The sequence below is a fragment of the Rhizobium sp. BK181 genome (genome assembly GCF_014193305.1).
In the GTDB taxonomy this organism is placed as follows: domain Bacteria; phylum Pseudomonadota; class Alphaproteobacteria; order Rhizobiales; family Rhizobiaceae; genus Rhizobium.
In genome coordinates this window covers 85,889-107,689 of sequence record NZ_JACHZA010000017.1, presented here as the reverse complement: position 1 = coordinate 107,689, position 21,801 = coordinate 85,889, and the positions used below count along the sequence as shown (strand labels likewise).

The window sequence follows — 21,801 nt, the reverse complement described above, 5'->3', positions numbered from 1 at the left end:
TCCAATCTGAGAGTAGGTGCGTTTCATTGCATCGTCCTTGCAATTGATAACCCATTGGGATCATTAGCAAGTCGCACTTCATTCTAGAACCCACCTGTCGAACAGCGAACTCGGCGGTTGGTATTCTCCAGGCACTGCACCCATCACTTTCGCCGTAGGCGAATATCGATTTGGCTGCGCTATCTGCATCGAATCTCAATTTCAGGAGGTGTTTCAAGAATATGAGACGCTCGGCGTCGATGCCGTGCTTTTTTCCTCGTATGGCCTTGCCGAGTACTTCCAGATCGCGCTTCGCGCTCATGCGGGGCTGAACTGCATCTGGATCGGCGCTGCGACGCCGGCGCAGAAGGCTGCCAAAGGCCCCGCGGGCATCATCGGCCCGGACGGAAAATGGGTGACGCAGTGCCCTGCAACTCCCGAACCGAACCTGGTGACGGCGGTTCTCGATCGCGACGACCCTCTCTATGACATCCCGCTGCGGAAGGCCCGGCCTTGGCGGCTGAAGGCGCGAGCGGGCGACATCTATCGCGAGAAGATCGTCGATGATCCCAGAAGCGAAAACAGAAACGGCTATTGACGCGCAATGCTGCATTGCGTCGCAGTGCCTTCATCTTGGGGCGCCGACCGTCTATATGAGCGGGGTCGCGGGTTGCGACGTGCCGGAGTTCATGATGGATACCGAAATACGGGGCCGTGCTGCGCATGTGGCCGCCATTCGCGAGCGCGCAGAAGCCGAAATGAAGGCGATGGGGATCGATGATGCGTTCATCGATCACTTGGTCGAGACGTTCTACGGCCGGGTGCTCCAGCATCCGACGCTTGGGCCGGTGTTCGATGCCAGGCTCTCCGGTCGCTGGCCGGAGCATATGCAGAAAATGAAGAGCTTCTGGTCCTCGGTCGCTTTGCGCAGCGGCGCCTATGGCGGCAAGCCAGTGCAGGCGCATACCGGTGTCGCGAACCTGTCTGCCGATCTTTTCCCCCAATGGCTGGCGCTGTTTTCCGAGACGCTTAGCGATATCGCCCCGAACCCCGAGGCCAAAGCCTGGTTCATGGCAACCGCGGAGCGGATCGCCCGTAGCCTGACGCTATCGCTGTTCTACAACCCGGCGCTCGACGATCCGAAGCGGAAGCCCGCCTAAGCCAGTTCAGGCAACACGCTTGTAGAAAAACGTCGTGGCGCAGAGGCCACCTTCCGGCCACAACGCATAGTCCGGGATGACCCCCACCCGCTCCCAGCCAAGCCGTGGATAGATCGCCTCGGCGTCGCTTCCGGTTGCCGTGTCAAGCACCAGAAGCGTCTTGCCGCGCGCGGCCGCTTCGCGTTCAGCCGCAACCATCAGCTCGCGCGCCAACCCCTTGCCGCGCGCGGAGCGATGCACCAGCAGTTTCTTCAGATCGCCGCGATGCGGCTGGTTCGGCATCTGCGCCGCACCGACCTGCACCGTGCCGACGCTGCGGCCTTCAATCTCGGCGACGAAGAGCAGCGTCGCGCCTGAAGCAACGGCATCTGCAACGCCCTGCCAATAGGGCTCCGCATCGGCATGGGTGTAGGGCTGCATGAAGCCGACGGAGGCGCCGCCATTGACGCAGTCGGTCAGCACCTCGCAAAGGTCTGGTATCGCCATGCGGGCCTGTGCCGCGTCAAGAAGGCGGATCATTGCTGTCATCACTTTTTCTCCTGAAATGAATTAGCGTCCGCGCCGGTCGAGCACGACACAATAGCGGGCAGGAATGTTGCCGGGGTTATGGAAAACATGGCCTTCACCGACCGGCATGAATAGACAATCGCCCGGCAGCAGCCGGTAGACCGTGTCACCCGTCGTCATTTCCATCTCGCCATCGAACAACCAAATGTGCTGGGCCATACCGCTGCTTGCGGCGTGCGGAGGAAAACTGACGCGACCGCCTGGCGGAAACTCGACGTCCACGATGTCGACATCGGACGCGGCGCCGGGCGGCGAGACGGAGCGCCTGAGGTAGCCCGTCTCCGGATCCCTCCAGACCTGCTGCTCCTGCCGGCGCGACAGCGGCGAGGCCTCACCCTCCTCGGCAAAGAACGCCGAAAGCGACAAACCGAGCGCTGCGCAAACTCTCGCGAGCAGCGAGGCTGTCGGACTAGCTTCACCACGTTCGATCCGCGAGATCATCGCGCGGCTGACACCCGAGGCGTTGGCGAGGTCGTCGAGCGTCATATTCTTCTGCACCCGCAGCTTGCGGATGCGAATGGCGATCGCCTTTTCCAGTTCCTGTTCCATTATTCGATCCAGTATTTCTACTATAATAGAAATACATAGTCTGATCATGGAATCAAGCGCCAAGTTTCCGCCTGAGAAACAGCGAGTTATCGTAAACGAACCCCTGCTTTTCCGCTTTGCGGCAAGGGGCGGCGCTGCTATATGGCGCGCATGAGCACCAATCCGACCACTCCGCTTTCCCATATCCGCAACTTCTCGATCGTGGCCCACATCGACCACGGCAAATCGACACTTGCCGACCGCCTGATCCAATCGACGGGCGGACTCGCCGAGCGCGAGATGTCCGAGCAGGTGCTCGACAACATGGATATCGAGCGCGAGCGCGGCATCACCATCAAGGCCCAGACGGTGCGCCTGCACTACAAGGCCAAGGATGGAGAGACCTATATCCTGAACCTGATCGACACGCCCGGCCACGTCGACTTCGCCTACGAAGTCTCGCGCTCCCTGTCGGCCTGCGAAGGTTCGCTGCTGGTCGTCGATGCGTCGCAGGGCGTGGAAGCCCAGACGCTTGCCAACGTCTATCAGGCGATCGACAACAATCACGAGCTCGTCACCGTGCTCAACAAGATCGACCTGCCGGCGGCCGAACCGGACCGCATCAAGGAACAGATCGAGGAAGTCATCGGCATCGACGCCTCCGAGGCCGTGCTGATTTCGGCCAAGACTGGTCTCGGTATCCCCGACGTTCTCGAAGCCATCGTTGAGAAGCTGCCGGCGCCGAAGAGCCCGGGCGGCGATAAGGCTCCGCTGAAGGCGCTGCTCGTCGACAGCTGGTATGACACCTATCTCGGCGTCATGGTTCTCGTCCGCATCATCGACGGTGTTCTGACAAAGGGCCAGACGATCCGCATGATGGGCACGGACGCCAAGTACCAGGTGGAACGTGTTGGCGTGCTGACACCGAAGATGGTCAATGTCGACAGCCTCGGCCCCGGCGAGATCGGCTTCATCACCGCGTCGATCAAGGAAGTCGCCGACACGCGCGTCGGTGACACCATCACCGAGGACAAGCGCCCGACGGCGCAGGCCTTGCCGGGTTTCAAGCCGGCGCAGCCGGTCGTTTTCTGCGGTCTCTTCCCTGTTGATGCCGCCGACTTCGAAGATCTGCGCGCCGCGATGGGCAAGCTTCGCCTCAACGACGCCTCCTTCTCCTTCGAGATGGAATCGTCCGCGGCTCTCGGCTTCGGCTTCCGTTGCGGCTTCCTCGGCCTGCTGCACCTTGAAATCATTCAGGAGCGCCTTGAGCGCGAATTCGACCTCGACCTGATCGCCACTGCGCCTTCGGTGGTCTACCAGCTGACGATGACCGACGGCAGCGAGCGCGAACTGCACAACCCGGCCGACATGCCGGATGTCGTCAAGATCGACGAGATCCGCGAGCCGTGGATCAAGGCGACGATCATGACGCCGGACGATTATCTCGGCGGCATTCTCAAGCTCTGCCAGGACCGCCGCGGCATCCAGACCGAACTCACCTATGTCGGCACGCGCGCCATGGTTACCTATGAGTTGCCGCTCAACGAAGTCGTCTTCGACTTCTACGACCGCCTGAAGTCGATCTCGAAGGGCTATGCGTCGTTCGATTATCACCTCGAAGGTTATCGCGAAGGCAACCTCGTGAAGCTGTCGATCCTCGTCAACGGCGAGCCGGTCGATGCGCTGTCCATGCTCGTCCACCGCGCGTCTGCCGAAAAGCGCGGTCGCGACATGTGCGAGCGGCTGAAGGAGCTGATCCCGAAGCACATGTTCAAGATCCCGATCCAGGCCGCGATCGGCGGCAACGTCATTGCCCGCGAGACGATCTCGGCGCTGCGCAAGGACGTGACGGCGAAGTGCTACGGCGGCGACGCCACCCGCAAGCGCAAACTTCTGGATAAGCAGAAGGAAGGCAAGAAGCGCATGCGCCAGTTCGGCAAGGTGGAGATTCCGCAGGAAGCCTTCATCGCCGCGCTCAAGATGGGCGACGAGTAAGGAGAACCAACATCCAGCCCGGCTGGCGCGCATGGCCGGGCTGCGACATGCCTCAGCCGCAGGCCATGTATTCCTTCACCAATCCCTCATAGGCGTCCATCTCCGGTAGCGCCTCATAGCTGCGGGCTGCGCCGGTTTCGGCAAAGGGCAGCTTTTCACGCGTCCAGGTCTCGATAAACGGTTTGAACCAGCGCGGATCGTCCAACATCGTCGGGCGGAGATTGACGAACCAGTCCATCCCTTCCGATCGCGTGAACATCCAGGTCATGCAGTGGCCGCAGAAATAATGGTGCGCCTCGGCGCCGTGCAAACCGCCGACCACTGGCTCCCCTTCCGTAATCGCGAAGCCTTCCGCCGGGATCGCGGCACTCAGCGAATAGGCACTCGACGACATCTTCTGGCAGCCCGTGCAATGGCAGGCCATGGTCAAAAGCGGCTTGGCGCTGATCTTCAATCGCACGCGGCCACATCGGCAGCCGCCCTCCCAAGGCAGATCGACTTCACTCATCACGTCCTCCTTTTTCGCCGTGCTCAATCTAGCGGCAGTCAGTCCGGCGTCAAACTCGCCCACCGCGAACGACAAACGCACCGGCAGATGCTCCCCTAGAGCATCGGGAAATTGCGATCCCGCTCGGACATCTGCTCGACCGGCAGCGGCCAGCCGATGGCGATCTTCGGATCGAGCGCGTTGACGCCGCCCTCGGCTCCCGGCGCGTATGGCTTGTCGTGCAGGTAAATCAGTTCGCAGTTCTCCGTCAGCGTCTGGAAACCATGGGCAAAACCTGGCGGGATCATCATTGACCGCGCGTTCTCGGCGGAGAGAACCTCGCCATGCCACATGAGATAGGTTGGCGACTGCGGCCTAAGATCGACTGCGACATCGAAGACGGCCCCGGCGAGGCAGGAGACGAACTTCGCTTCGTCGTGCGGGGCACGCTGGAAATGCATTCCGCGAATGGCCCCTTTCGCCTGCGTCATCGTGTGATTGATCTGCGCGATGCGACCGATGCCGAAATCCGAAAGCTCCTCGGTACAGAAGAAGCGCGAGAAAAAGCCGCGCTCATCGCCAAGCCGCTGACGCTCGACGACGAGGAGATTGCTGAGGGCAGTCGGGATGCGATTGAAACGGGACATGGAACTCGACCGGAACGTTTGAGGATAGCCGACAGAATGCTTTATCGCCTTGTTTCAACCCGCGCAAACTTGACCTCACACCCAAAAAGGGCTCATTAGCAGCCACTGTTCGAGAGCACTGATTTGGGCAAAGTACTTATCACCGGAGCCTCCGGGTTCGTGGGCCAACACGTCCTGCGCACACTTGTCGCGCAGGGGACCGACTTGCGTGTGGTCCTTCGACCGAAAGCCGTCGAAAAGCTGCGGGACGTCGAAGCGATTGAGATCGTGGAAAGCCCGTCTCCTTTTTCCGAGAGCGAAGGCTGGTGGAAAGATACCTTTGCCGGGATCGATACGATCATCCACCTGGCGTGGTACGCGGAGCCTGGAAAATATCTCACGGCGCCGGAAAATCTGGACTGCCTTTCCGGCACGCTGACGATGGCAAGGGCCGCAGCCAGTGTAGGCGTGCGCCGATTTGTCGGGGTTGGCACGTGCTTCGAATATGACGTTAGCTTCGGCAAGCTTTCGGTTGACACACCATTGAAGCCGCTTACGCCCTATGCGGCTGCCAAAGCGGCGGCGTTCATGGCGCTCTCGCAGTGGCTGCCGGCCCAAGGCGTCGAGTTTGCGTGGTGTCGCCTGTTCTATTTGTATGGAGACGGCGAAGATGAGCGTCGCTTCGTGCCATATCTCAAAAAATCGCTCGAGGCGGGGCAGCGGGCAGACCTCACAGAGGGAAGGCAGGTCCGCGACTTCATGGATGTCCATGATGCTGCCGCACGCATATGCGACGTCATCTTCGGAAAAGCCACGGGCGCTATTAACGTCTGCTCCGGCGTTCCTGTGACGGTGCGGGAACTCGCGGAACGAATCGCCGATCAGTATGGTCGGCGAGACCTACTAAATTTTGGGGCGCGGCCCGACAATCTTGTCGATCCGCCCGTCGTCTTGGGAGTGCCATAGCCTTGAATGCAGCACCAACGGATGTCCGCGTGCTTTACGAGCAGCGGGGTCTGCCGATCTTTCAGAACAGAATGTACGACACCTTGGAGGATGCCCTCGGCTCGCCGAAAGGTGACATCTGCCTGGTGGAAGATGTGCGCACGGGTCTCGTCCGCAACGCAGCGTTCCAACCCGACCTGATGGTCTATGACACATCTTACCAGAACGAGCAGGGCCTGAGCCCAATGTTTCGTCGCCATCTGGAGGAAGTCGCGTCAATCATTACCGCGAACATGGGCGAGAAGAACCTCGTTGAGGTCGGCTGCGGCAAGGGGCTTTTCCTTGAGATGCTGGAAGAGCGCGGGGTCGAGATAACCGGCTTCGATCCTGCGTATGAAGGCACCAACAGCCGAATTCGCCAGGAGTATTTCCAGCCCGGCAGCGGTATTGAGAGCGACGGCCTCATCCTCCGGCATGTCCTGGAACACATTCCGGACCCGGTCGCTTTCCTCGGCCAACTGAAGGAAGCCAACGGCGGGCGCGGATACATTTACATCGAGGTTCCCTGCTTCGATTGGATCTGCGAGCAGCGGGCATGGTTTGACGTCTTCTACGAACACGTCAACTATTTCAGACTTTCGGATTTCCACCGAATGTTCGGGACCGTCGTCGCAAGCGGAAGAATCTTCGGCGGCCAGTATCTCTACGTCGTCGCGGACCTGGCAACCTTGCGCCAACCGATGATCGACCAGAACGACCGCGTAAAAATGCCCGCGGACTTCGTCGAGAAGCTGGAAAGCATCAGCCCCGGCGAAACCCAAACAGCGGTGGTCTGGGGTGGCGCTTCGAAGGGCGTGATATTTTCGCTTTTGCGGCAGCGAAAAGGCCGTCCCGTCACCGCCGTGATTGACATCAACCCTTCAAAGCAAGGCAAGTTCCTGCCTTTGACCGGCTTGAAAGTTCAATCCCCGAACGAGGTGCTGCCCGGACTGCCGCCAGGCTCCGATATCTACGTGATGAATCGCAATTACTCTGAAGAGATCAAGAAAATGTCCAACAACGCCTACAACTATGTCGAGGTCGACCGTGGCTGATTTCAAGAGCGAAGTCGCCGACCGCATTGTCGCGATCCAAGGCAACGAAGAGTTCAAACGAAGCGCTTCCGATTTCCTGCGCAAGTCCGTCGAGCCGAAATATTCCTATAACTACTTCTGGATGGGTCGCCCAATTATCCAGTACCCCCAGGACATGGTCGCCATGCAGGAGATCATCTGGGAGACGCGTCCGGACCTTATTATCGAAACCGGGATCGCACATGGCGGATCGCTGATCCTCAGCGCATCCATGCTTGCGCTCCTTGATATGACCGATGCGATGGAAGCCGGCGTCAGCTTTGACCCACGCGCTTCGAACCGACGTGTTCTCGGCATCGATATTGATATCCGCGCGCACAACCGGACGGCAATCGAAGCGCATCCGATGGCGTCGCGCATTCAGATGATTCAAGGGTCGAGCATAGACCAGAGCGTCATCGACGAGGTCCATCGGATCGCCAAGCCCTTCAAGCGCGTTCTTGTGTGCCTGGACAGCAACCACACCCATGACCACGTGCTGGCTGAGCTCGAGGCCTATGCGCCCCTGACCTCGGTCGGCAGCTATTGCGTTGTCTTCGACACGCTAATCGAAGATATGCCTGAAGACGCGTATCCAGACCGATCCTGGGGGCCGGGCGACAATCCGAAAACGGCTGTGTGGAAGTATCTCGAAACGCATCCTGAATTCGAGATCGACCGGGCGATCGATCAGAAGCTTATGATCACCGTGGCCCCCGACGGCTTTCTGAAGCGACACAGATAGAACTCCCAGAGGCGGCGTTCTCAGGCCAGGAACCCTACATGAAAATCGTCATTCTCGCTGGTGGTTACGGCACCCGTATTTCCGAAGAGAGCCATCTGCGGCCAAAGCCGATGATCGAGATCGGAGGTCGTCCGATCCTCTGGCATATCATGAAGATCTATAGCCACTACGGCTTCAATGATTTCGTGATCTGCCTTGGCTACCGCGGCTACATGATCAAGGAATACTTCGCGAACTACATCCTGCATTCGGCAGACGTGACCTTCGACATGGAGCGCGGCGAGACGACCTACCACGCCACCAAGGCCGAGCCCTGGCGCGTGACACTTGTCGAAACAGGCGAGGGATCGATGACCGGCGGGCGCCTGAAGCGTGTCGCGAACTATCTCGATGACACATTCTGCCTCACCTACGGCGATGGCGTGGCTGACGTCGACATCAAGGCTCTGACGGAATTTCATCTAAGGCACGGACGCGAGGCGACGGTGACGAGCGTCGTGCCGCCGGGAAGGTATGGCGCCCTGCTGACCGACGATGGAAAAGTCACGAGCTTCACCGAAAAGCCTGCGGGCGATAACGGGCGCATCAATGGCGGCTTCTTCGTGCTCAACCGGTCCGTGCTCGATCGTATCGAGGGAGACCTAACGCCGTTCGAGGCAGCGCCGCTCGAAAGCCTCGCCACCGACGGCCAACTAATGGCCTTCCCGCATGACGGGTTCTGGCGGCCCATGGATACGCTGCGCGACAAGAACCAGCTCGAAGAGCTGTGGCAGAGCGGCCATGCCCCATGGAAAGTCTGGTCATGAGCAGGCTTCCGGATCAGCGCTTCTGGTCGGGAAAGCGTGTCTTCCTCACGGGTCACACCGGCTTCAAGGGAACGTGGGCGCGGCTATGGCTTTCCCGGCTCGGCGCCGAGGTGGTCGGCTATGCGCTTTCACCAGCAACGACGCCATCACTGCATGGGCTTGCCGGCAGCACGGGTCTAACGGCCGAGACAATTGCCGACATCCGCGACGGCAAGACGCTTTCGAAGGCGCTTGGCGAGTGCAATCCCGATATCATCCTGCACATGGCGGCGCAGCCGCTGGTTCGGCGCAGTTATCTTGAGCCGGTCGACACGTTCGACGTCAATGTCATGGGTACGATACGCCTACTGGAGGCGGCGCGTTCGCTCGAGGCGCTCAAGGCCATCCTGGTTGTTACGACCGACAAGGTCTACAGCAACGACGAGAGCGGACGGCATTTCGTCGAAACCGATCGGCTTGGTGGGCACGACCCCTACTCCGGCTCGAAGGCTGCGGCCGAGATTGCAGCCGCGACCTACAGGGACTCCTTCTTCCGCTCAAAAGGCGTGCATGTCGGCACCGCGCGTGGCGGAAACGTGCTCGGCGGCGGCGACTTCTCGGAGGATCGCCTGGTTCCCGACATCGTCCGCGCCGCTATCGCCGGCAAGATTCTTGATATTCGCAGCCCGCTGGCGACCCGCCCGTGGCAACACGTCCTCGACTGCCTGAACGGCTATTTCCTGTTCTGCGAAGCGCTGTATACCGGGGCCGTATCGGTCGAAGCGCTGAATTTCGGGCCTTCGCCTGATGAAGCGCAAATCCCCGTTGGTGTCGTGGCGTCATCCGTCCAGACAGCCATGGGGCTCGGGCAAACCTGGCAGGATACGTCAGCGGCAGACAAGCCGCGAGAGATGCACGCGCTGGGCCTTGATCCCGCTGAGGCTAGCCGTTCTCTCTCCTGGCGGGCAAGGCTGAGCCAAGCGGACGCCATAGACTGGGCCGCGCGCTGGTACGATCAGTGGCGCCGGGGCGAAGATGCGCTCTCGCTCGTCACTGGCCAGATTGATGCTTTCACGAAAGGCCCCTAACCACATGTCTCACCAATGCCGTTTTTGCTCAGCGCCGCTGACGACCGTTGTCGCGGATCTTGGATCGACACCGTGGTCCAACGCCTTTCTGTCCGACGCGGCCGCGATTGCGAAGGAGCGCTCCTTCCCACTGAAGGTCATGGTTTGCTCGGAATGCTTTCTGGTTCAGACAACCGAGAACGTGCCGGCTGACGAAATTTTCAATGCCGACTACGCTTACCTCTCGTCGTTCTCGACGAGCTGGCTTGAGCATGCCAAGCGTTATGCCGAGATGATGACCGAGCGCTTCGGGCTCTCAGCGGATTCGACGGTGGTCGAAGTCGCCTCGAATGACGGCTATCTCCTGCAATACTTCGCCGCCAAGGGCATCACCGTGCTCGGCGTGGAGCCGGCCGCAAATGCCGCAAAGATTGCCGAGAGCCGGGGCGTGCCGACCAAGGTCGCTTTCTTCGGCAAGGAGACTGCCACGGCGCTCATCGAGAGCGGCGTGCGCGCCGACGTGACGGCCGCCAACAATGTCCTGGCGCACGTACCTGATATCGCTGACTTCGTCAGTGGCTTCGCCATCCTGTTGAAACCCGATGGCGTCTCGACCTTCGAATTTCCGCATCTTCTGACGATGATCGATGGGATCCAGTTCGATACGATCTACCACGAGCACTACTCTTATATGTCGCTGCTCGCCGTCGAACGCATTTTCGGTGCTTGCGGACTGAAGGTCTTCGATGTCGAAGAAATTCCAACGCACGGCGGTTCATTGCGCGTGTTCGCACAGAAGGCAGAGGGCACACGCGCTGTGACGGACAGACTTGTCGCCCTCCGTAAAAAGGAAGAGGCGTTCGGTCTCAAGCAGATGGCGACGTATGAGCGGTTCGGATCGCGGATCGAAGGCGTGTGCCAGGAGTTCAAGGCCTTCCTTGCTCGCGCCAAGGCCGAGGGGAAGACGGTCGCCGCCTATGGCGCCGCAGCCAAGGGCAACACCTTTCTCAACGTCTGCGGCGTCACCGCCGACGACATCGCCTTCGTGGTCGACCGCAGCGACATCAAGCAAGGCAAGTTGCTGCCCGGGAGCCACATTCCGGTACATGCGCCGAGCCATATCGAGAGTGCAAAGCCGGACTATGTCGTCATCTTGCCCTGGAACCTGACAGACGAGATCGTCAAGGCGAACGACCATATCCGGGCGTGGAGTGGACGCTTCGTCGTCGCGATCCCGACGCTGCGAATCCTTTGACCTTCGGCGCGCAGAGCGGTGCCCGAACGGCGCACCGCTTGTCCTTTGTTGTCATGGGCCGCGCAGGGCTTTGAGGTCCGCGAGATTGCAGAACCTCATCAGGTGTGGATATCATCGGCGCAACGCGCCTCTAGGCAGACAGTGGCGCCGGCGGCATGTTTGCCGGTTTCTCTTTTTTCGTCTCCGAAAGTCACTTTGCATGTTCTGGCATAGCCATTCGCCGAACCTCCTCGGACAACGCTACATTTCAAATCAATGGCGACGGCATGTCGCAAACAGACGTTAGAGGGACGCATTTGCCATTGAATTATCAGTGCAATTCTCTGCAATAGCGGAGAATGCTGAGCCGGCTAGCGTCAGCTTATTCAACCACCGATTGATATGGCGGAGCACGGCCATTTGAGCCTAATGCGACCGGAGCGGATAAAATTTCCCCCTTTCTGTAGCCGGCTGTGGGATTACGGCGCCAAAATCATGGTCGCAGGAGGCGTCGCTCGCCATTTCATTTGGGGGCTTGCAACGCCAGACCTTTACGATAGGTTGCGCGTTGACCTAGACGTAACTGGTCACGGGAACAAACGACTAATAAAAGGCGCAAAGCCTAGAAAGGTGGCCCCCATATGAACTTCCTTACGAAAAAATTCTTGGCTTCAGCAGTGTTTGGCTCGCTGCTGGCCGTATCGGCCCACGCGGCGACGCTCAACATCCACAATGGTGGTGACCCGCAGTCCCTCGACCCTCAGAAGCTGTCGAGCGACTATGAGAACCGCATTGCAGGCGACATCTTCGAGGGTCTGGTAACGGAAGACCCGAAGGACGATCCGATCCCTGGGCAGGCCGAAAGCTGGAAGGTTTCGGAGGACGGCAAAGTCTATACGTTCAAGCTTCGTGACGGTATCAAGTGGTCGGACGGACAGCCGGTAACGGCGGGCGACTTCGTTTTTGCCTTCCAGCGTCTGGTTGATCCGAAGAACGCCGCCGAATACGCCTACCTGCAGTTCACCATCAAGAACGCCGAAAAGATCAATAAGGGCGAAATCACCGATTTCAGCCAACTCGGCGTCAAGGCGATCGACGACAAGACGCTCGAGATCACGCTCGAAAACCCGACGCCCTACTTCATCAACTCGCTGATGCACTACACCGCCTATCCGCTGCCGAAGCACGTGGTCGAGGCGAAGGGCACCGACTGGGTGAAGATCGGCAACATCGTCACCAACGGCCCTTACAAGCCGACCGAATGGATCCCGGGCGCATCAGTTACGACCGTCAAGAACGACCAGTACTACGGCGAGAAGGACCTGAAGATCGACGGCGTCAAGTTCTTCACGCTCGAAGACCAGGAAGCAGCTCTGAAGCGCTACCGCGCTGGCGAGTTCGATATCATGACCGACTTCCCGACCGACCAGTATGAGTGGATGAAGAAGAACCTGCCGGGTCAAGCGCACGTTACGCCGTTCCTGGCCAGCTACTACTACGTCCTCAACGCGACGAAGCCACCGTTCGATGACAAGCGCGTCCGCCAAGCTCTGTCGATGGCCGTCAACCGTGAAGTCATCGGCCCGAAGATCCTCGGCACCGGCGAACTGCCGGCCTATTCCTGGGTTCCGCCGGGCACTGCCAACTACGGCGAACCCGCCTATGTGAGCTGGAAGGACATGCCTTACAAGGACAAGGTTGAAGAGGCGAAGAAGCTGCTGAAGGAAGCGGGTTTCGGACCTGACCACCCGCTGAAGGCACAGCTTCGCTACAACACCAATGACAACCACAAGCGCGTGGCCGTCGCGATCGCTTCGATGTGGAAGCCGCTCGGCGTTCAGATTGAGCTCTACAACACCGAAACCAAGGTGCATTACGACGAAATGCAGCATGGCCAGGTGGAAATCGGCCGCGCCGGATGGATCGCCGACTACAACGATCCGGACAACTTCCTCGGTCTGCTGGTTTCAGGCGTTTCGATGAACTACGGCCGATGGAGCAACCCCGGCTACGACAAGCTGGTCAAGGAAGCAAACGCTCAGACCGACCTGAAGAAGCGTGCGGAAATCTTCAAGCAAGCTGAACAGCTCGCGCTCGACGACAGCGCCGCCATTCCGCTGTACTACTACGTCTCGAAGAACGTCGTTTCGCCGAAGGTCCAGGGCTTCGAAGACAATATTCAGGACATCCATCGCACGCGCTGGCTGTCGGTCAAAGAATAAGGAACACCGGCCCTTCCCGCCTGGCGTGGGAAGGGCCGATCCACGACCATGATCAAATATGCACTCCGTCGCCTGCTGTCGACGATCCCCGTAATGTGGATCGCCGTGACACTCAGCTTTTTTGTCTTGCGCCTTGCTCCCGGCGGCCCATTCGATGGCGAACGGCCATTGCCGCCGGTAATCCTCAAGAACCTCGCGGCCCACTACAATCTCGATAAGCCGCTCATCGAACAATATCTGATCTACGTCTTCGACGTGCTGAAGGGCGATCTTGGTCCCTCCTTCGCCAACGAAGACTTTAGCGTTGCCCAGCAGATCATGATCGGCCTGCCTTACACGTTCACGATCGGCGGCCTCGCCTTCATCCTTGCCATCCTCATCGGCGTAACAGTCGGCTGTCTTGGGGCGCTTTATCAGAATAAGGCGCCTGACTACGTCCTCGGCCTGCTTATTCTCGTCGGCCTGGTTCTTCCGAACTTTCTGATCGCGCCCATCCTGCAGCTGATTCTCGGCATCCACCTCGGCTGGTTGCCTGTAGGCGGGTGGGGCGACGGCTCGTTCAAATATCTCGTCATCCCAATCGTTGTGTTGGCATTGCCGCATGCGGGCCGTATCTCGCGCATGACCCGCGGCTCGATGATCGAAGTGATGAACCAGAACTACATCCGCACGGCAAAGGCCAAGGGCATCGGCCCGCGGCTGACCGTCATGCGCCACGCTCTCAAGCCCGCCATGATGCCGGTTGTTTCCTATCTCGGCCCGGCGGCCAGCTACCTTCTCACCGGCTCGCTCGTTGTTGAAAGCATCTTCGGATTGCCCGGCATCGGCCGCTATTTCGTCAACGCAGCGCTGAATCGCGACTACGGCATGGTTCTCGGCACGGTCATCTTCTACATGGTGCTGATCGTCATCCTGAACCTTCTCGTCGACATCGCCTATGCGTGGCTCGATCCGAAAGTGAGAAACCGATGATCCTCAATCCCGCAAAAAGAGAGCTGCTTGCGGCCGAACTTCTCGAGGCCGAAGGGCTCTCGCACAAGAGCCGCTCTCTCACCGGCGATGCCCTGCGTCGTCTTTCCCGCAACAAGGCGGCCGTCGTTGCCATCGTTGTGCTGCTGCTTCTCATCCTCGCAGCATTTCTTGGGCCATACCTCATTCCGTTCGACTATGAGGAGCCGGATTGGGCGGCGTTCCGGGTGCCGCCTGATATGGAAAGCGGCCACTATTTCGGAACCGATCCGAACGGCCGTGACCTGCTGGCCCGCGTGCTCTACGGCACCCGTGTTTCGCTTGCCGTTGCGGCGACCGCCACCATCGTTTCGGTGGTGATCGGGGTGCTGTACGGCGCGATTTCCGGCTATATCGGCGGCAGGCTCGACGCGATCATGATGCGCTTTGTCGATATCATGTATGCGCTGCCTTACATCCTTTTCGTCATCCTGCTGATGGTCGTGTTTGGCCGCAACGTTTACCTGCTGTTTGCAGCAATCGGTGCGCTGGAATGGCTGACGATGGCCCGAATCGTGCGCGGACAGACGCTGTCGATCAAGCACCGCGAGTTCATCGAGGCGGCCCGGGCATCCGGCCAGAAGCCTTTCAAGATCATCCTCAAGCACATCATCCCGAACCTTGTCGGGCCGGTGGTGATCTTTGCTGCGCTGACGGTCCCAGAAATCATCGCGACGGAGAGCTTCCTGTCCTATCTTGGTTTCGGTGTTCAGGAACCGTTGACATCGCTCGGCACGCTGATTGCCGAGGGCACCGACGCCATGGAAAGCATGCCGTGGCTGTTGGTCTTCCCGGCCTGCTTCCTCGTCGCCCTGCTGATGAGCCTGCTTTTCATCGGCGACGGTCTGCGCGACGCGTTCGACCCGAAGGATCGATAAATGCAACAAGAAACAAAAAACGATACGCTTCTCGAACTGCGAGACTATTCGATCACCTTTGCGACGCCGGATGGCGAGGTAAAGGCAGTGTCCAATATGAACCTGTCGATCCGTCGCGGCGAGCGTGTCGCAATCGTCGGCGAGTCGGGGTCGGGCAAGAGCCAGACCTTCCTCGGCGTGATGGGGCTGCTCGCCAAGAACGGCCGCACCAGTGGCCAGGCACTGCTGGAAGGCAAGGACGTCTTGGCGCTAAAGCCGCGGGAACTCGACCATGTCCGCGGCAAGGACATGGCCATGGTGTTCCAGGACCCCATGACCGCGCTCAATCCGTCGCTGCGGATTTCCCGGCAATTGACGGAGCAGCTTGAGGTTCACCGGGGCTTCACGGCGCGCGCTGCCTCCAACGAGGCGCTCGATATGCTGAAGCGGGTCGGCATCCCTGACCCAACGCGACGCTTCAACCTTTATCCACACGAACTGTCGGGCGGCATGCGCCAGCGCATCGTCATTGCGATGGCACTGCTGACGAAACCGAAGCTGCTCATTGCCGACGAGCCGACGACCGCGCTCGACGTTACGATCCAGGCCCAAATCCTTGATCTCTTCAACGACCTGACGGCGGAAATGAACACGGCGCTTGTCATGATCACTCATGATCTGGGCGTTGTCGCCGGCCTCGCGGATCGCGTTGCGGTCATGTATGCTGGGCGGATCGTCGAGGAAGCACCGGTCGACGAGCTCTTCGAGGTACCGGCGCATCCGTATACGGCTGCGCTGCACGCTTCTATCCCGCGGCCAGACCAAGACGTCGATCAGCTCGCCGTCATTCCAGGCCGCCCACCCAACCTGCAGCATCTACCGAAGGGCTGCAGCTTCTCGCCGCGCTGTCCCATGGTCCAGAACGACTGTATCGACGCGTCGCCGAAACTTGAGATGTTGGCGAAGGGCCATTCCGCGGCCTGCTTCCATCCTTTCCCGCGCCGTGAGGAGGTTCTGAGCCATGGCTGACCGTTCGCTTCTGAGGGTCGAGAACCTCACCACCCAGTTTGAAATTCCGTCGAAGAGCTTCTTCAGGCCACCGATGAAGCTGACTGCGGTGAACAATGTCAGCTTCGACCTGAGAGAAGGTCGGACGCTCGGGATCGTCGGCGAGTCCGGCTGCGGCAAGTCCACGCTTGGGCGCTCGATCCTGCGTCTTTTGAAGTCGCAGAAAGGCCGCATCCTGTGGCAGGGACGCAATCTCCTCGATCTTTCGGACGAAGAGATGCGGGCAGCGCGCCGCGACATGCAGATCATCTTCCAGGATCCGATCGCCTCGCTCGACCCGCGCATGACCGTCGGCGATATCATTGCCGAACCGCTGACCGTCTTCGAGCCGAAGCTTACCAAAGCGGAACGCGTGGCGCGCGTCCGGGAAATCATGAGTGCCGTCGGCCTGGTGCCGGAGATGATCAACCGCTATCCGCACGAATTCTCGGGCGGTCAGGCGCAGCGTATCGGCATTGCCCGCGCTGTCGTGACGCGCCCGAAGCTCATCATCTGCGACGAGCCGGTCTCGGCACTCGACGTGTCGATCCAGGGGCAGGTGATCACCCTGCTGCGCAAACTCCGCAAAGAGTTCGGGCTGACCCTGATCTTCATCAGCCACGACCTTTCGGTTGTGCGGCTGATCTCGGACGATGTGCTTGTGCTCTATCTCGGAAAGGTAGTCGAGGCTGGCGATTGCGCCACCGTATTCGATCGGCCGGCGCACCCTTACACACAGGCGCTCTTCTCGGCAGCACCAGTGCCTGATCCGAAGCTGGCACGCAACCGGCAACGCATCCGGCTTCAAGGCGACCCGCCCTCGCCGCTCAATCCCCCGCCAGGCTGCGTGTTTTCTCCGCGCTGCTGGAAGGCCACGGATATCTGCCGCAAGGAAATGCCGCCGACGGAGCTGGTTCGGCCAGAGCAGAATGCAGCCTGCTATCACATGGACCGCTGACAGGGCATTAACACAAACGCCAAGCGGCCCGCCATCGCGCGGGCCCCTTGTTCTTTATCCGGCGTAAGAGGTGCACAGTCTGCTAGTTTTTCACTGGTGTCGTTACCGTCACGGAAGCGCGTTGCGCTTCGACCCGTTCCGTCAGCAGGCTGTAGGCGACATAGTACTTGAATATATTGCTGACGTACTGGACCGTTTCGCGCCCGACGATGGCCGCAGCGGCGTTTTCGACGTTTCCGAACCAGACGTCAGGGTTAAGCCCCATATCCTTCGCCTTGGCACGAAATTTCCGCAGATTCCCCGGGCCAGCATTGTAGGCGGCGAATGCCATCAGCTGCTGATCTCGGGCTGAGATGCCGGGATCATTGATATAGACCTTGACCAGATAGCGTAGATATTTCGCGCCGGCCTCGACGTTACGATCCTCGCTCTTTGCGATGCCGGTGATACCGATCTCCTTGCCGGCCGCCGTGGCTGGCAACAGTTGCATCACGCCGACGGCGCCCCTCGGGCTGTGGCGCGTTTGATCGAGCTGCGACTCCTGATAGCCCTGGGCCATGAGCATCAGATAATCGAACGAATACGTCCCTGCGTGTTTGCGGAATATCTCGACCAGGTCCTTAAAGCGCTCGACATCAGCCGGCGAATAGGCTCGCCGCAACATCGTATCGCTCTTGAAATAGCGATTGCGCAGCATGTTGCCGAACGTCGTGCCGACCTTGTGCTGTTCGGCGAACTTGTCGAGGACGGCTTTCAACTGCGGGCTACCCTTGCGGATTGCCCAGGCGATCTGTCCATGCGCCGACACGGCGACGTCAGCATGCACCTTCATGTCCGTGAACACCTTTGCCCAGATGTCGGCCTTATATCCATCGACAACGGTCCAGGGGAGCAGGCCGGCGTTAACCATTTCCATCAGATCTTCATCTTCGAGGTTCTCGTCGATCGGCTTGACCTGAATCTCTGGCTTTCCATCTTTCTTGAATTGCTCATTGAGCGCCAGAAGATGCTCGTAGTAGCTGCTGGTCTGGCGGACGCGGATTTCCTTGCCGGCGAGGTCATCGATGCTTGCAATCGGCCCCGCAGACGGTCCGGAAACCAGAACCTCGCTGGCGTCGCTGTAGAGCGGCGCGCTGAAATCGACCTCCTGGAGGCGCGCCGGCGTCACCGTCAGATTCGCCATGACGATGTCGCCGGCGCCCTCCTTGAGGGCTGGAATCAGTCGGTCGCGACCGGTTGGGATGAAGGCGATGCGGATGCGCTCGATTTCCTTCTTCTTACCCTTGTTCAGCTCCGCCTCGAGGGCGGTCCCGAACTCCACGGCCGTTCCGTACTGGCGGCCCTTGTCGATGAAATAGATGGTCTTGCTATACGGCACCAGAATACGGATAAGCCGGATCTTGGTCATCGCGTCGAGATCGCCTGTATTCGGCTTCGGCATGATCTTGCCGATCTCGATCTTCGTTTGGGCGAACGTACCAACCTGACCGAACAATACGGTCATGGTTGCGAGCACTAGGCTGAAAAGGAAATGTCGCATGATCTGCCCCCAGCTGGTGCCGAGAGCGTATCACGTTTATTAGACAATCAAAGCGGCAGAGTGGGACCCGGTCGGCACCTTGAGCGAGCTCTCCCGCTCAAGACAATTTGCCGGATTCATGCCTGCGAGCTGCCGACGCAGCCTAACCGTTAACGGGCGCCCCAGGTGTCAGTCAATCGATACCCTTCCGGCCAGGGGTCGGACGGATCGAGCATGTGCTGATGGGTGCCGGTGATCCATGCGCGGCCGGAAATTTCCGGCAGGATTGCCGCGCGATCGCCGACTTTCGTGGTGCCTAGAATGCGGCCAGAGAAGGTCGAACCGATCAGCGAGACCGCGGTCAACCGATCTTCGAGGTTCATCTGTCCGCGCGCATGCAATACCGCCATGCGCGCCGAAAGCGCGGTTCCGGTCGGCGAACGGTCGACCTTTCCGGGCTGAATGGCGACGGCCGCACCCGCACGCAGACCTTCGGCGGTGCGCTCCACCGGACCTGCGAAAAGGCAGAACGAGAAGTGCTTCCAATCCGGATTTTCCGGGTGGTGGAATCCGAGCCCAGCGTTGGCCGCGTTGGTGATACGCACGCCGAGCCTCGCAATGTCATGCGCCTCGTCGGGCGACAGGCTGAAGCCCATCGCTGCCGCATCGACGATGACGAAGCTGTCGCCGCCATAGGCAGTATCGACGGTCAGTGTGCCCAGCCCTTCGACTTCGAGCTTGGCATCCAGCTGTTCCGCAAAGCTCGGCAGGTTCTGCACGAAGATGCGCTCGGCCTTGCCATTGCGGCACTCGGCGCGCACGCGAACGAGGCCGCCGGGGGCTTCCAGGGTGATCTCGGTAACGGGCTCCTGCATCGGCAAAATGCCGCTGTCCAGCAACACCGTGGAGACGCAGATCGAGTTCGAGCCGGACATCGGAGGCGTGTCCTCGGGCTCCATGATGATGAAGGCGGCATCGGCATCGGGATGCTTCGGAGGCACCAGCAGATTGACGTGGCGGAAGACACCGCCGCGCGGTTCGTTCAGGACGAAGTTGCGCAACGTCCCGTCACGGGCGATCCAGCGGCTTTGTTCCCATATGGTTTCGCCGGGCGGCGGCGTAACGCCGCCAACGATGACATCGCCCACCTCGCCCTCGGCATGGGCGGACACGACATGGATGGTCTTGGTACTGCGCATGATACCTCCTCAGGAAAGCCAATTGGGGAGCCGCGGGGGGACGCGACCCGTTAGAGCCGCTTCGACACAATCAGCAAGGCTGCCGAAGCGAACGGCGCGGCCGGAGAGCCCTGGGCCGTAGTGGGCGTACTTGCCGGAATTCGTCAGCAGGGCACGGGTCCGCGTCGGGAACAGCGGCTCGGAAATCGAACACCAGCAAAGATCCGGGAGAACCTGCACGCCCGCATCCTCCAACCTGCCGAGCAGACCCTCGTTGCGGGCATCACTGATCACCTGGCGACCGGCAGTGACGATCACCGCGACGCTGGCATGTCGGCGACGACCAGCCAGAACTTCAGCCAAGGCGCGGCATTCGGTCAAGGAGGCATGCGGACTGCCGATAGCGATGAGTTCCACCTCCTCCGGCCCGCCGTTCAGGGCTGTCCAGGCCGCAGCCATGTCGGCACGGGAGATCGATGCATGGTCGGCATTATCGCGGGCAGCGCCGGCAGCTTCGGGCGTGACGCCTTCGATATGCAGCATGGGTGCAGCAGAGGTGGTGCCGAAGGCGGCGCACAGGGCCTTGAGATCATCCAGCGTCGGCTGTGCGGGACCAAGGCCGCGCAGAAGCGGAATGCGGTCCGGCGCGGCGCGACCGGCGAGATAGCCGATCAGTGGCCAGAAGGCGTCGTCGACCTCTGCCGGCAACTCCACATCGATGATCCGCCGTGCCTTCCGGTGCTCGTCGAGATAGACCCCGGAAAGTGGCGCTCGACCGGTCAGCGCGATGCAGAGATCGAGGAAATCCGGGTGCTTTGCCGTTCTGGCTCCCAGCACTGTGTTGGCGAAGATCACCGCATTGGATTCCGCCCAGGCGATGGGTTCGCCCGCCTGCGGCGCGCTGTCAAGCAGGTACGGAGAGCAGGTGAAAGTCGGCCGACAGCCCATGCGGACATAGGCATCGGCAAGCCGGGCCGCCGGGTCGCCGAAGGCTTGCGGCACGCCCTGCGTCTGCCAATTGGCGCGATCGACGGAAATGGCGTTCATCGTGGTCGGCACGCAAACCTGCGCCCCCATGTCGGCCATCTTTTCCGCGAAGGTGAGATTGGCCGGGCTCGCATAAATGCAGCCGTCGATGTGGCCTTGCGTGACATCGACAAGTCCGTGCGCGCCCTGCTGCGCTGCCATGGCGCTGATGATGCGCATGGCCTGCTGCACGGCGACGCCCTGCTGTCCGTTCAGCATGGCGCGGTCGGTTTCGCTAAAATCGAGTGCAGCGGTTTCCGGAGGTGCAATCGGAATCTCCAACCCGTCTGCCACGACGGCCTTATCGCTGATCTCGGCGGTTTTCGCACGGGAGAGTGCGGAGAAGGCGTCGGGCCCAAGCCGCAGGACAGGCAGCGGCTTTCCGAACATTTCAGACGCGATCAGCGCACCGAGTGTCAGCACATCCTCGGCCTCGGAAAAAACCAGAGCGGCCGGTGCGCGCCCTGTCAGCACAAGATCGAGGAGAACGCCGGAGCCCGTGCAGGACCCACGGCTCGACGGCATCATCAAGACGCTGCCTGTCAGGCACGCCCCGTGAAGCGGGTGGTGTACGTCGATCACACAGCCGGTCGCTGGGTCGACTCCACCCCAGAAGCTCAGAGCCTCATCGGTGGCGATAACCGGACCGTGGGCAGAGCCAGCGAGAATGCTGCGATCGGGTACAGAGTGTTTCATGTCGGCGAAGCCTCAAGGAGAGAGATGGCATTCACCAACGGGGATGTTACGAGCAACGTC

General features: G+C 60.3%; 21 protein-coding genes. 14 read left to right on the top strand and 7 right to left on the bottom strand.

The features are described 5' to 3' along the window. Positions 1 to 208: 208 nt before the first annotated feature. Entirely contained in the window at positions 209 to 577 is a 369-nt protein-coding gene (locus tag FHT77_RS26025) for a hypothetical protein (protein ID WP_246720184.1), read from the top strand. Positions 578 to 671: 94 nt separating this feature from the next. Beyond that, on the top strand, positions 672 to 1,139 hold the full coding sequence (locus FHT77_RS26020; RefSeq protein WP_183757783.1) for a group III truncated hemoglobin: 468 nt from the start codon (positions 672 to 674) through the stop codon (positions 1,137 to 1,139). Between the two features lie 6 nt (positions 1,140 to 1,145). Here the strand turns inward: FHT77_RS26020 and FHT77_RS26015 are convergent, their stop codons facing one another. Beyond that, positions 1,146 to 1,667, bottom strand: coding sequence for a GNAT family N-acetyltransferase (locus tag FHT77_RS26015; RefSeq protein WP_183757774.1), 522 nt, complete (start codon positions 1,665 to 1,667; stop codon positions 1,146 to 1,148). Between the two features lie 21 nt (positions 1,668 to 1,688). Then, entirely contained in the window at positions 1,689 to 2,255 is a 567-nt protein-coding gene (locus FHT77_RS26010; protein ID WP_183757772.1) for an XRE family transcriptional regulator, read from the bottom strand. A gap of 141 nt (positions 2,256 to 2,396) precedes the next feature. On the opposite strand from FHT77_RS26010, the gene lepA reads away from it, so the two are divergent. After that, a complete protein-coding gene (gene lepA / locus FHT77_RS26005) occupies positions 2,397 to 4,229 on the top strand; it encodes a translation elongation factor 4 (RefSeq protein ID WP_183757771.1) in 1,833 nt (610 codons plus the stop codon). A gap of 52 nt (positions 4,230 to 4,281) precedes the next feature. On the opposite strand, the gene FHT77_RS26000 is transcribed toward lepA, so the two are convergent. Together FHT77_RS26000 and rfbC are read right to left on the bottom strand one after the other, a co-directional pair. Continuing rightward, the gene (locus FHT77_RS26000) at positions 4,282 to 4,737 is read right to left on the bottom strand and encodes a GFA family protein (RefSeq protein WP_183757769.1); all 456 of its coding nucleotides are present in this window, start codon (positions 4,735 to 4,737) and stop codon (positions 4,282 to 4,284) included. Positions 4,738 to 4,832: 95 nt separating this feature from the next. Then, complete coding sequence (rfbC, locus tag FHT77_RS25995) at positions 4,833 to 5,363, bottom strand: dTDP-4-dehydrorhamnose 3,5-epimerase (RefSeq protein ID WP_183757767.1); 531 nt, start codon at positions 5,361 to 5,363, stop codon at positions 4,833 to 4,835. A gap of 123 nt (positions 5,364 to 5,486) precedes the next feature. On the opposite strand from rfbC, the gene FHT77_RS25990 reads away from it, so the two are divergent. The 11 genes from FHT77_RS25990 (at position 5,487) to FHT77_RS25940 (ending at position 17,322) form a co-directional block, all read left to right on the top strand. Next, positions 5,487 to 6,308, top strand: a complete 822-nt coding sequence (locus FHT77_RS25990; protein ID WP_183757765.1) for an NAD(P)-dependent oxidoreductase — start codon at positions 5,487 to 5,489, stop codon at positions 6,306 to 6,308. Positions 6,309 to 6,310: 2 nt separating this feature from the next. Beyond that, positions 6,311 to 7,381, top strand: coding sequence for a class I SAM-dependent methyltransferase (locus FHT77_RS25985; protein WP_246720183.1), 1,071 nt, complete (start codon positions 6,311 to 6,313; stop codon positions 7,379 to 7,381). Beyond that, entirely contained in the window at positions 7,359 to 8,144 is a 786-nt protein-coding gene (locus FHT77_RS25980) for a cephalosporin hydroxylase family protein (RefSeq protein WP_210281033.1), read from the top strand. The genes FHT77_RS25985 and FHT77_RS25980 overlap by 23 nt, the downstream gene beginning before the upstream one ends. A 38-nt stretch (positions 8,145 to 8,182) precedes the next feature. Next, positions 8,183 to 8,950, top strand: coding sequence for a glucose-1-phosphate cytidylyltransferase (gene rfbF, locus FHT77_RS25975; protein ID WP_183757761.1), 768 nt, complete (start codon positions 8,183 to 8,185; stop codon positions 8,948 to 8,950). Beyond that, positions 8,947 to 10,017, top strand: coding sequence for a CDP-glucose 4,6-dehydratase (gene rfbG, locus FHT77_RS25970; protein WP_183757760.1), 1,071 nt, complete (start codon positions 8,947 to 8,949; stop codon positions 10,015 to 10,017). The genes rfbF and rfbG overlap by 4 nt, the downstream gene beginning before the upstream one ends. A 4-nt stretch (positions 10,018 to 10,021) precedes the next feature. Continuing rightward, positions 10,022 to 11,251, top strand: coding sequence for a class I SAM-dependent methyltransferase (locus FHT77_RS25965; protein WP_183757758.1), 1,230 nt, complete (start codon positions 10,022 to 10,024; stop codon positions 11,249 to 11,251). 620 nt (positions 11,252 to 11,871) lie between these two features. Further along, complete coding sequence (locus tag FHT77_RS25960) at positions 11,872 to 13,452, top strand: peptide ABC transporter substrate-binding protein (RefSeq protein WP_183757756.1); 1,581 nt, start codon at positions 11,872 to 11,874, stop codon at positions 13,450 to 13,452. 48 nt (positions 13,453 to 13,500) lie between these two features. Further along, the gene (locus FHT77_RS25955) at positions 13,501 to 14,424 is read left to right on the top strand and encodes an ABC transporter permease subunit (RefSeq protein ID WP_016552174.1); all 924 of its coding nucleotides are present in this window, start codon (positions 13,501 to 13,503) and stop codon (positions 14,422 to 14,424) included. Next, positions 14,421 to 15,338, top strand: a complete 918-nt coding sequence (locus tag FHT77_RS25950; RefSeq protein ID WP_183757754.1) for an ABC transporter permease — start codon at positions 14,421 to 14,423, stop codon at positions 15,336 to 15,338. Before FHT77_RS25955 ends, FHT77_RS25950 begins: the two co-directional genes overlap by 4 nt. Then, positions 15,339 to 16,346, top strand: coding sequence for an ABC transporter ATP-binding protein (locus tag FHT77_RS25945; RefSeq protein WP_114710429.1), 1,008 nt, complete (start codon positions 15,339 to 15,341; stop codon positions 16,344 to 16,346). Continuing rightward, the gene (locus FHT77_RS25940; protein ID WP_183757752.1) at positions 16,339 to 17,322 is read left to right on the top strand and encodes an ABC transporter ATP-binding protein; all 984 of its coding nucleotides are present in this window, start codon (positions 16,339 to 16,341) and stop codon (positions 17,320 to 17,322) included. The genes FHT77_RS25945 and FHT77_RS25940 overlap by 8 nt, the downstream gene beginning before the upstream one ends. An 82-nt stretch (positions 17,323 to 17,404) precedes the next feature. Here FHT77_RS25940 and FHT77_RS25935 read toward each other — a convergent pair whose 3' ends face one another. The 3 genes from FHT77_RS25935 to FHT77_RS25925 form a co-directional block, all read right to left on the bottom strand. Continuing rightward, on the bottom strand, positions 17,405 to 18,862 hold the full coding sequence (locus FHT77_RS25935; protein ID WP_183757750.1) for a lytic transglycosylase F: 1,458 nt from the start codon (positions 18,860 to 18,862) through the stop codon (positions 17,405 to 17,407). Between the two features lie 149 nt (positions 18,863 to 19,011). After that, entirely contained in the window at positions 19,012 to 20,040 is a 1,029-nt protein-coding gene (locus tag FHT77_RS25930; protein WP_183757748.1) for a trans-3-hydroxy-L-proline dehydratase, read from the bottom strand. A gap of 9 nt (positions 20,041 to 20,049) precedes the next feature. Next, entirely contained in the window at positions 20,050 to 21,741 is a 1,692-nt protein-coding gene (locus FHT77_RS25925) for an aconitase X (protein ID WP_183757746.1), read from the bottom strand. Positions 21,742 to 21,801: the final 60 nt, after the last annotated feature.

What these genes read in the sequence shown, in the direction of transcription:
- FHT77_RS26020 (WP_183757783.1), top strand. Translation starts at nt 672, where the DNA reads ATGGATACCGAAATACGGGGCCGTGCTGCGCATGTGGCCGCCATTCGC.
- FHT77_RS26015 (WP_183757774.1), bottom strand. Translation starts at nt 1,667, where the DNA reads ATGACAGCAATGATCCGCCTTCTTGACGCGGCACAGGCCCGCATGGCG.
- FHT77_RS26010 (WP_183757772.1), bottom strand. Translation starts at nt 2,255, where the DNA reads ATGGAACAGGAACTGGAAAAGGCGATCGCCATTCGCATCCGCAAGCTG.
- lepA (WP_183757771.1), top strand. Translation starts at nt 2,397, where the DNA reads ATGGCGCGCATGAGCACCAATCCGACCACTCCGCTTTCCCATATCCGC.
- FHT77_RS26000 (WP_183757769.1), bottom strand. Translation starts at nt 4,737, where the DNA reads ATGAGTGAAGTCGATCTGCCTTGGGAGGGCGGCTGCCGATGTGGCCGC.
- rfbC (WP_183757767.1), bottom strand. Translation starts at nt 5,363, where the DNA reads ATGTCCCGTTTCAATCGCATCCCGACTGCCCTCAGCAATCTCCTCGTC.
- FHT77_RS25980 (WP_210281033.1), top strand. Translation starts at nt 7,359, where the DNA reads ATGTCGAGGTCGACCGTGGCTGATTTCAAGAGCGAAGTCGCCGACCGC.
- rfbF (WP_183757761.1), top strand. Translation starts at nt 8,183, where the DNA reads ATGAAAATCGTCATTCTCGCTGGTGGTTACGGCACCCGTATTTCCGAA.
- rfbG (WP_183757760.1), top strand. Translation starts at nt 8,947, where the DNA reads ATGAGCAGGCTTCCGGATCAGCGCTTCTGGTCGGGAAAGCGTGTCTTC.
- FHT77_RS25965 (WP_183757758.1), top strand. Translation starts at nt 10,022, where the DNA reads ATGTCTCACCAATGCCGTTTTTGCTCAGCGCCGCTGACGACCGTTGTC.
- FHT77_RS25960 (WP_183757756.1), top strand. Translation starts at nt 11,872, where the DNA reads ATGAACTTCCTTACGAAAAAATTCTTGGCTTCAGCAGTGTTTGGCTCG.
- FHT77_RS25955 (WP_016552174.1), top strand. Translation starts at nt 13,501, where the DNA reads ATGATCAAATATGCACTCCGTCGCCTGCTGTCGACGATCCCCGTAATG.
- FHT77_RS25950 (WP_183757754.1), top strand. Translation starts at nt 14,421, where the DNA reads ATGATCCTCAATCCCGCAAAAAGAGAGCTGCTTGCGGCCGAACTTCTC.
- FHT77_RS25945 (WP_114710429.1), top strand. Translation starts at nt 15,339, where the DNA reads ATGCAACAAGAAACAAAAAACGATACGCTTCTCGAACTGCGAGACTAT.
- FHT77_RS25940 (WP_183757752.1), top strand. Translation starts at nt 16,339, where the DNA reads ATGGCTGACCGTTCGCTTCTGAGGGTCGAGAACCTCACCACCCAGTTT.
- FHT77_RS25935 (WP_183757750.1), bottom strand. Translation starts at nt 18,862, where the DNA reads ATGCGACATTTCCTTTTCAGCCTAGTGCTCGCAACCATGACCGTATTG.
- FHT77_RS25930 (WP_183757748.1), bottom strand. Translation starts at nt 20,040, where the DNA reads ATGCGCAGTACCAAGACCATCCATGTCGTGTCCGCCCATGCCGAGGGC.
- FHT77_RS25925 (WP_183757746.1), bottom strand. Translation starts at nt 21,741, where the DNA reads ATGAAACACTCTGTACCCGATCGCAGCATTCTCGCTGGCTCTGCCCAC.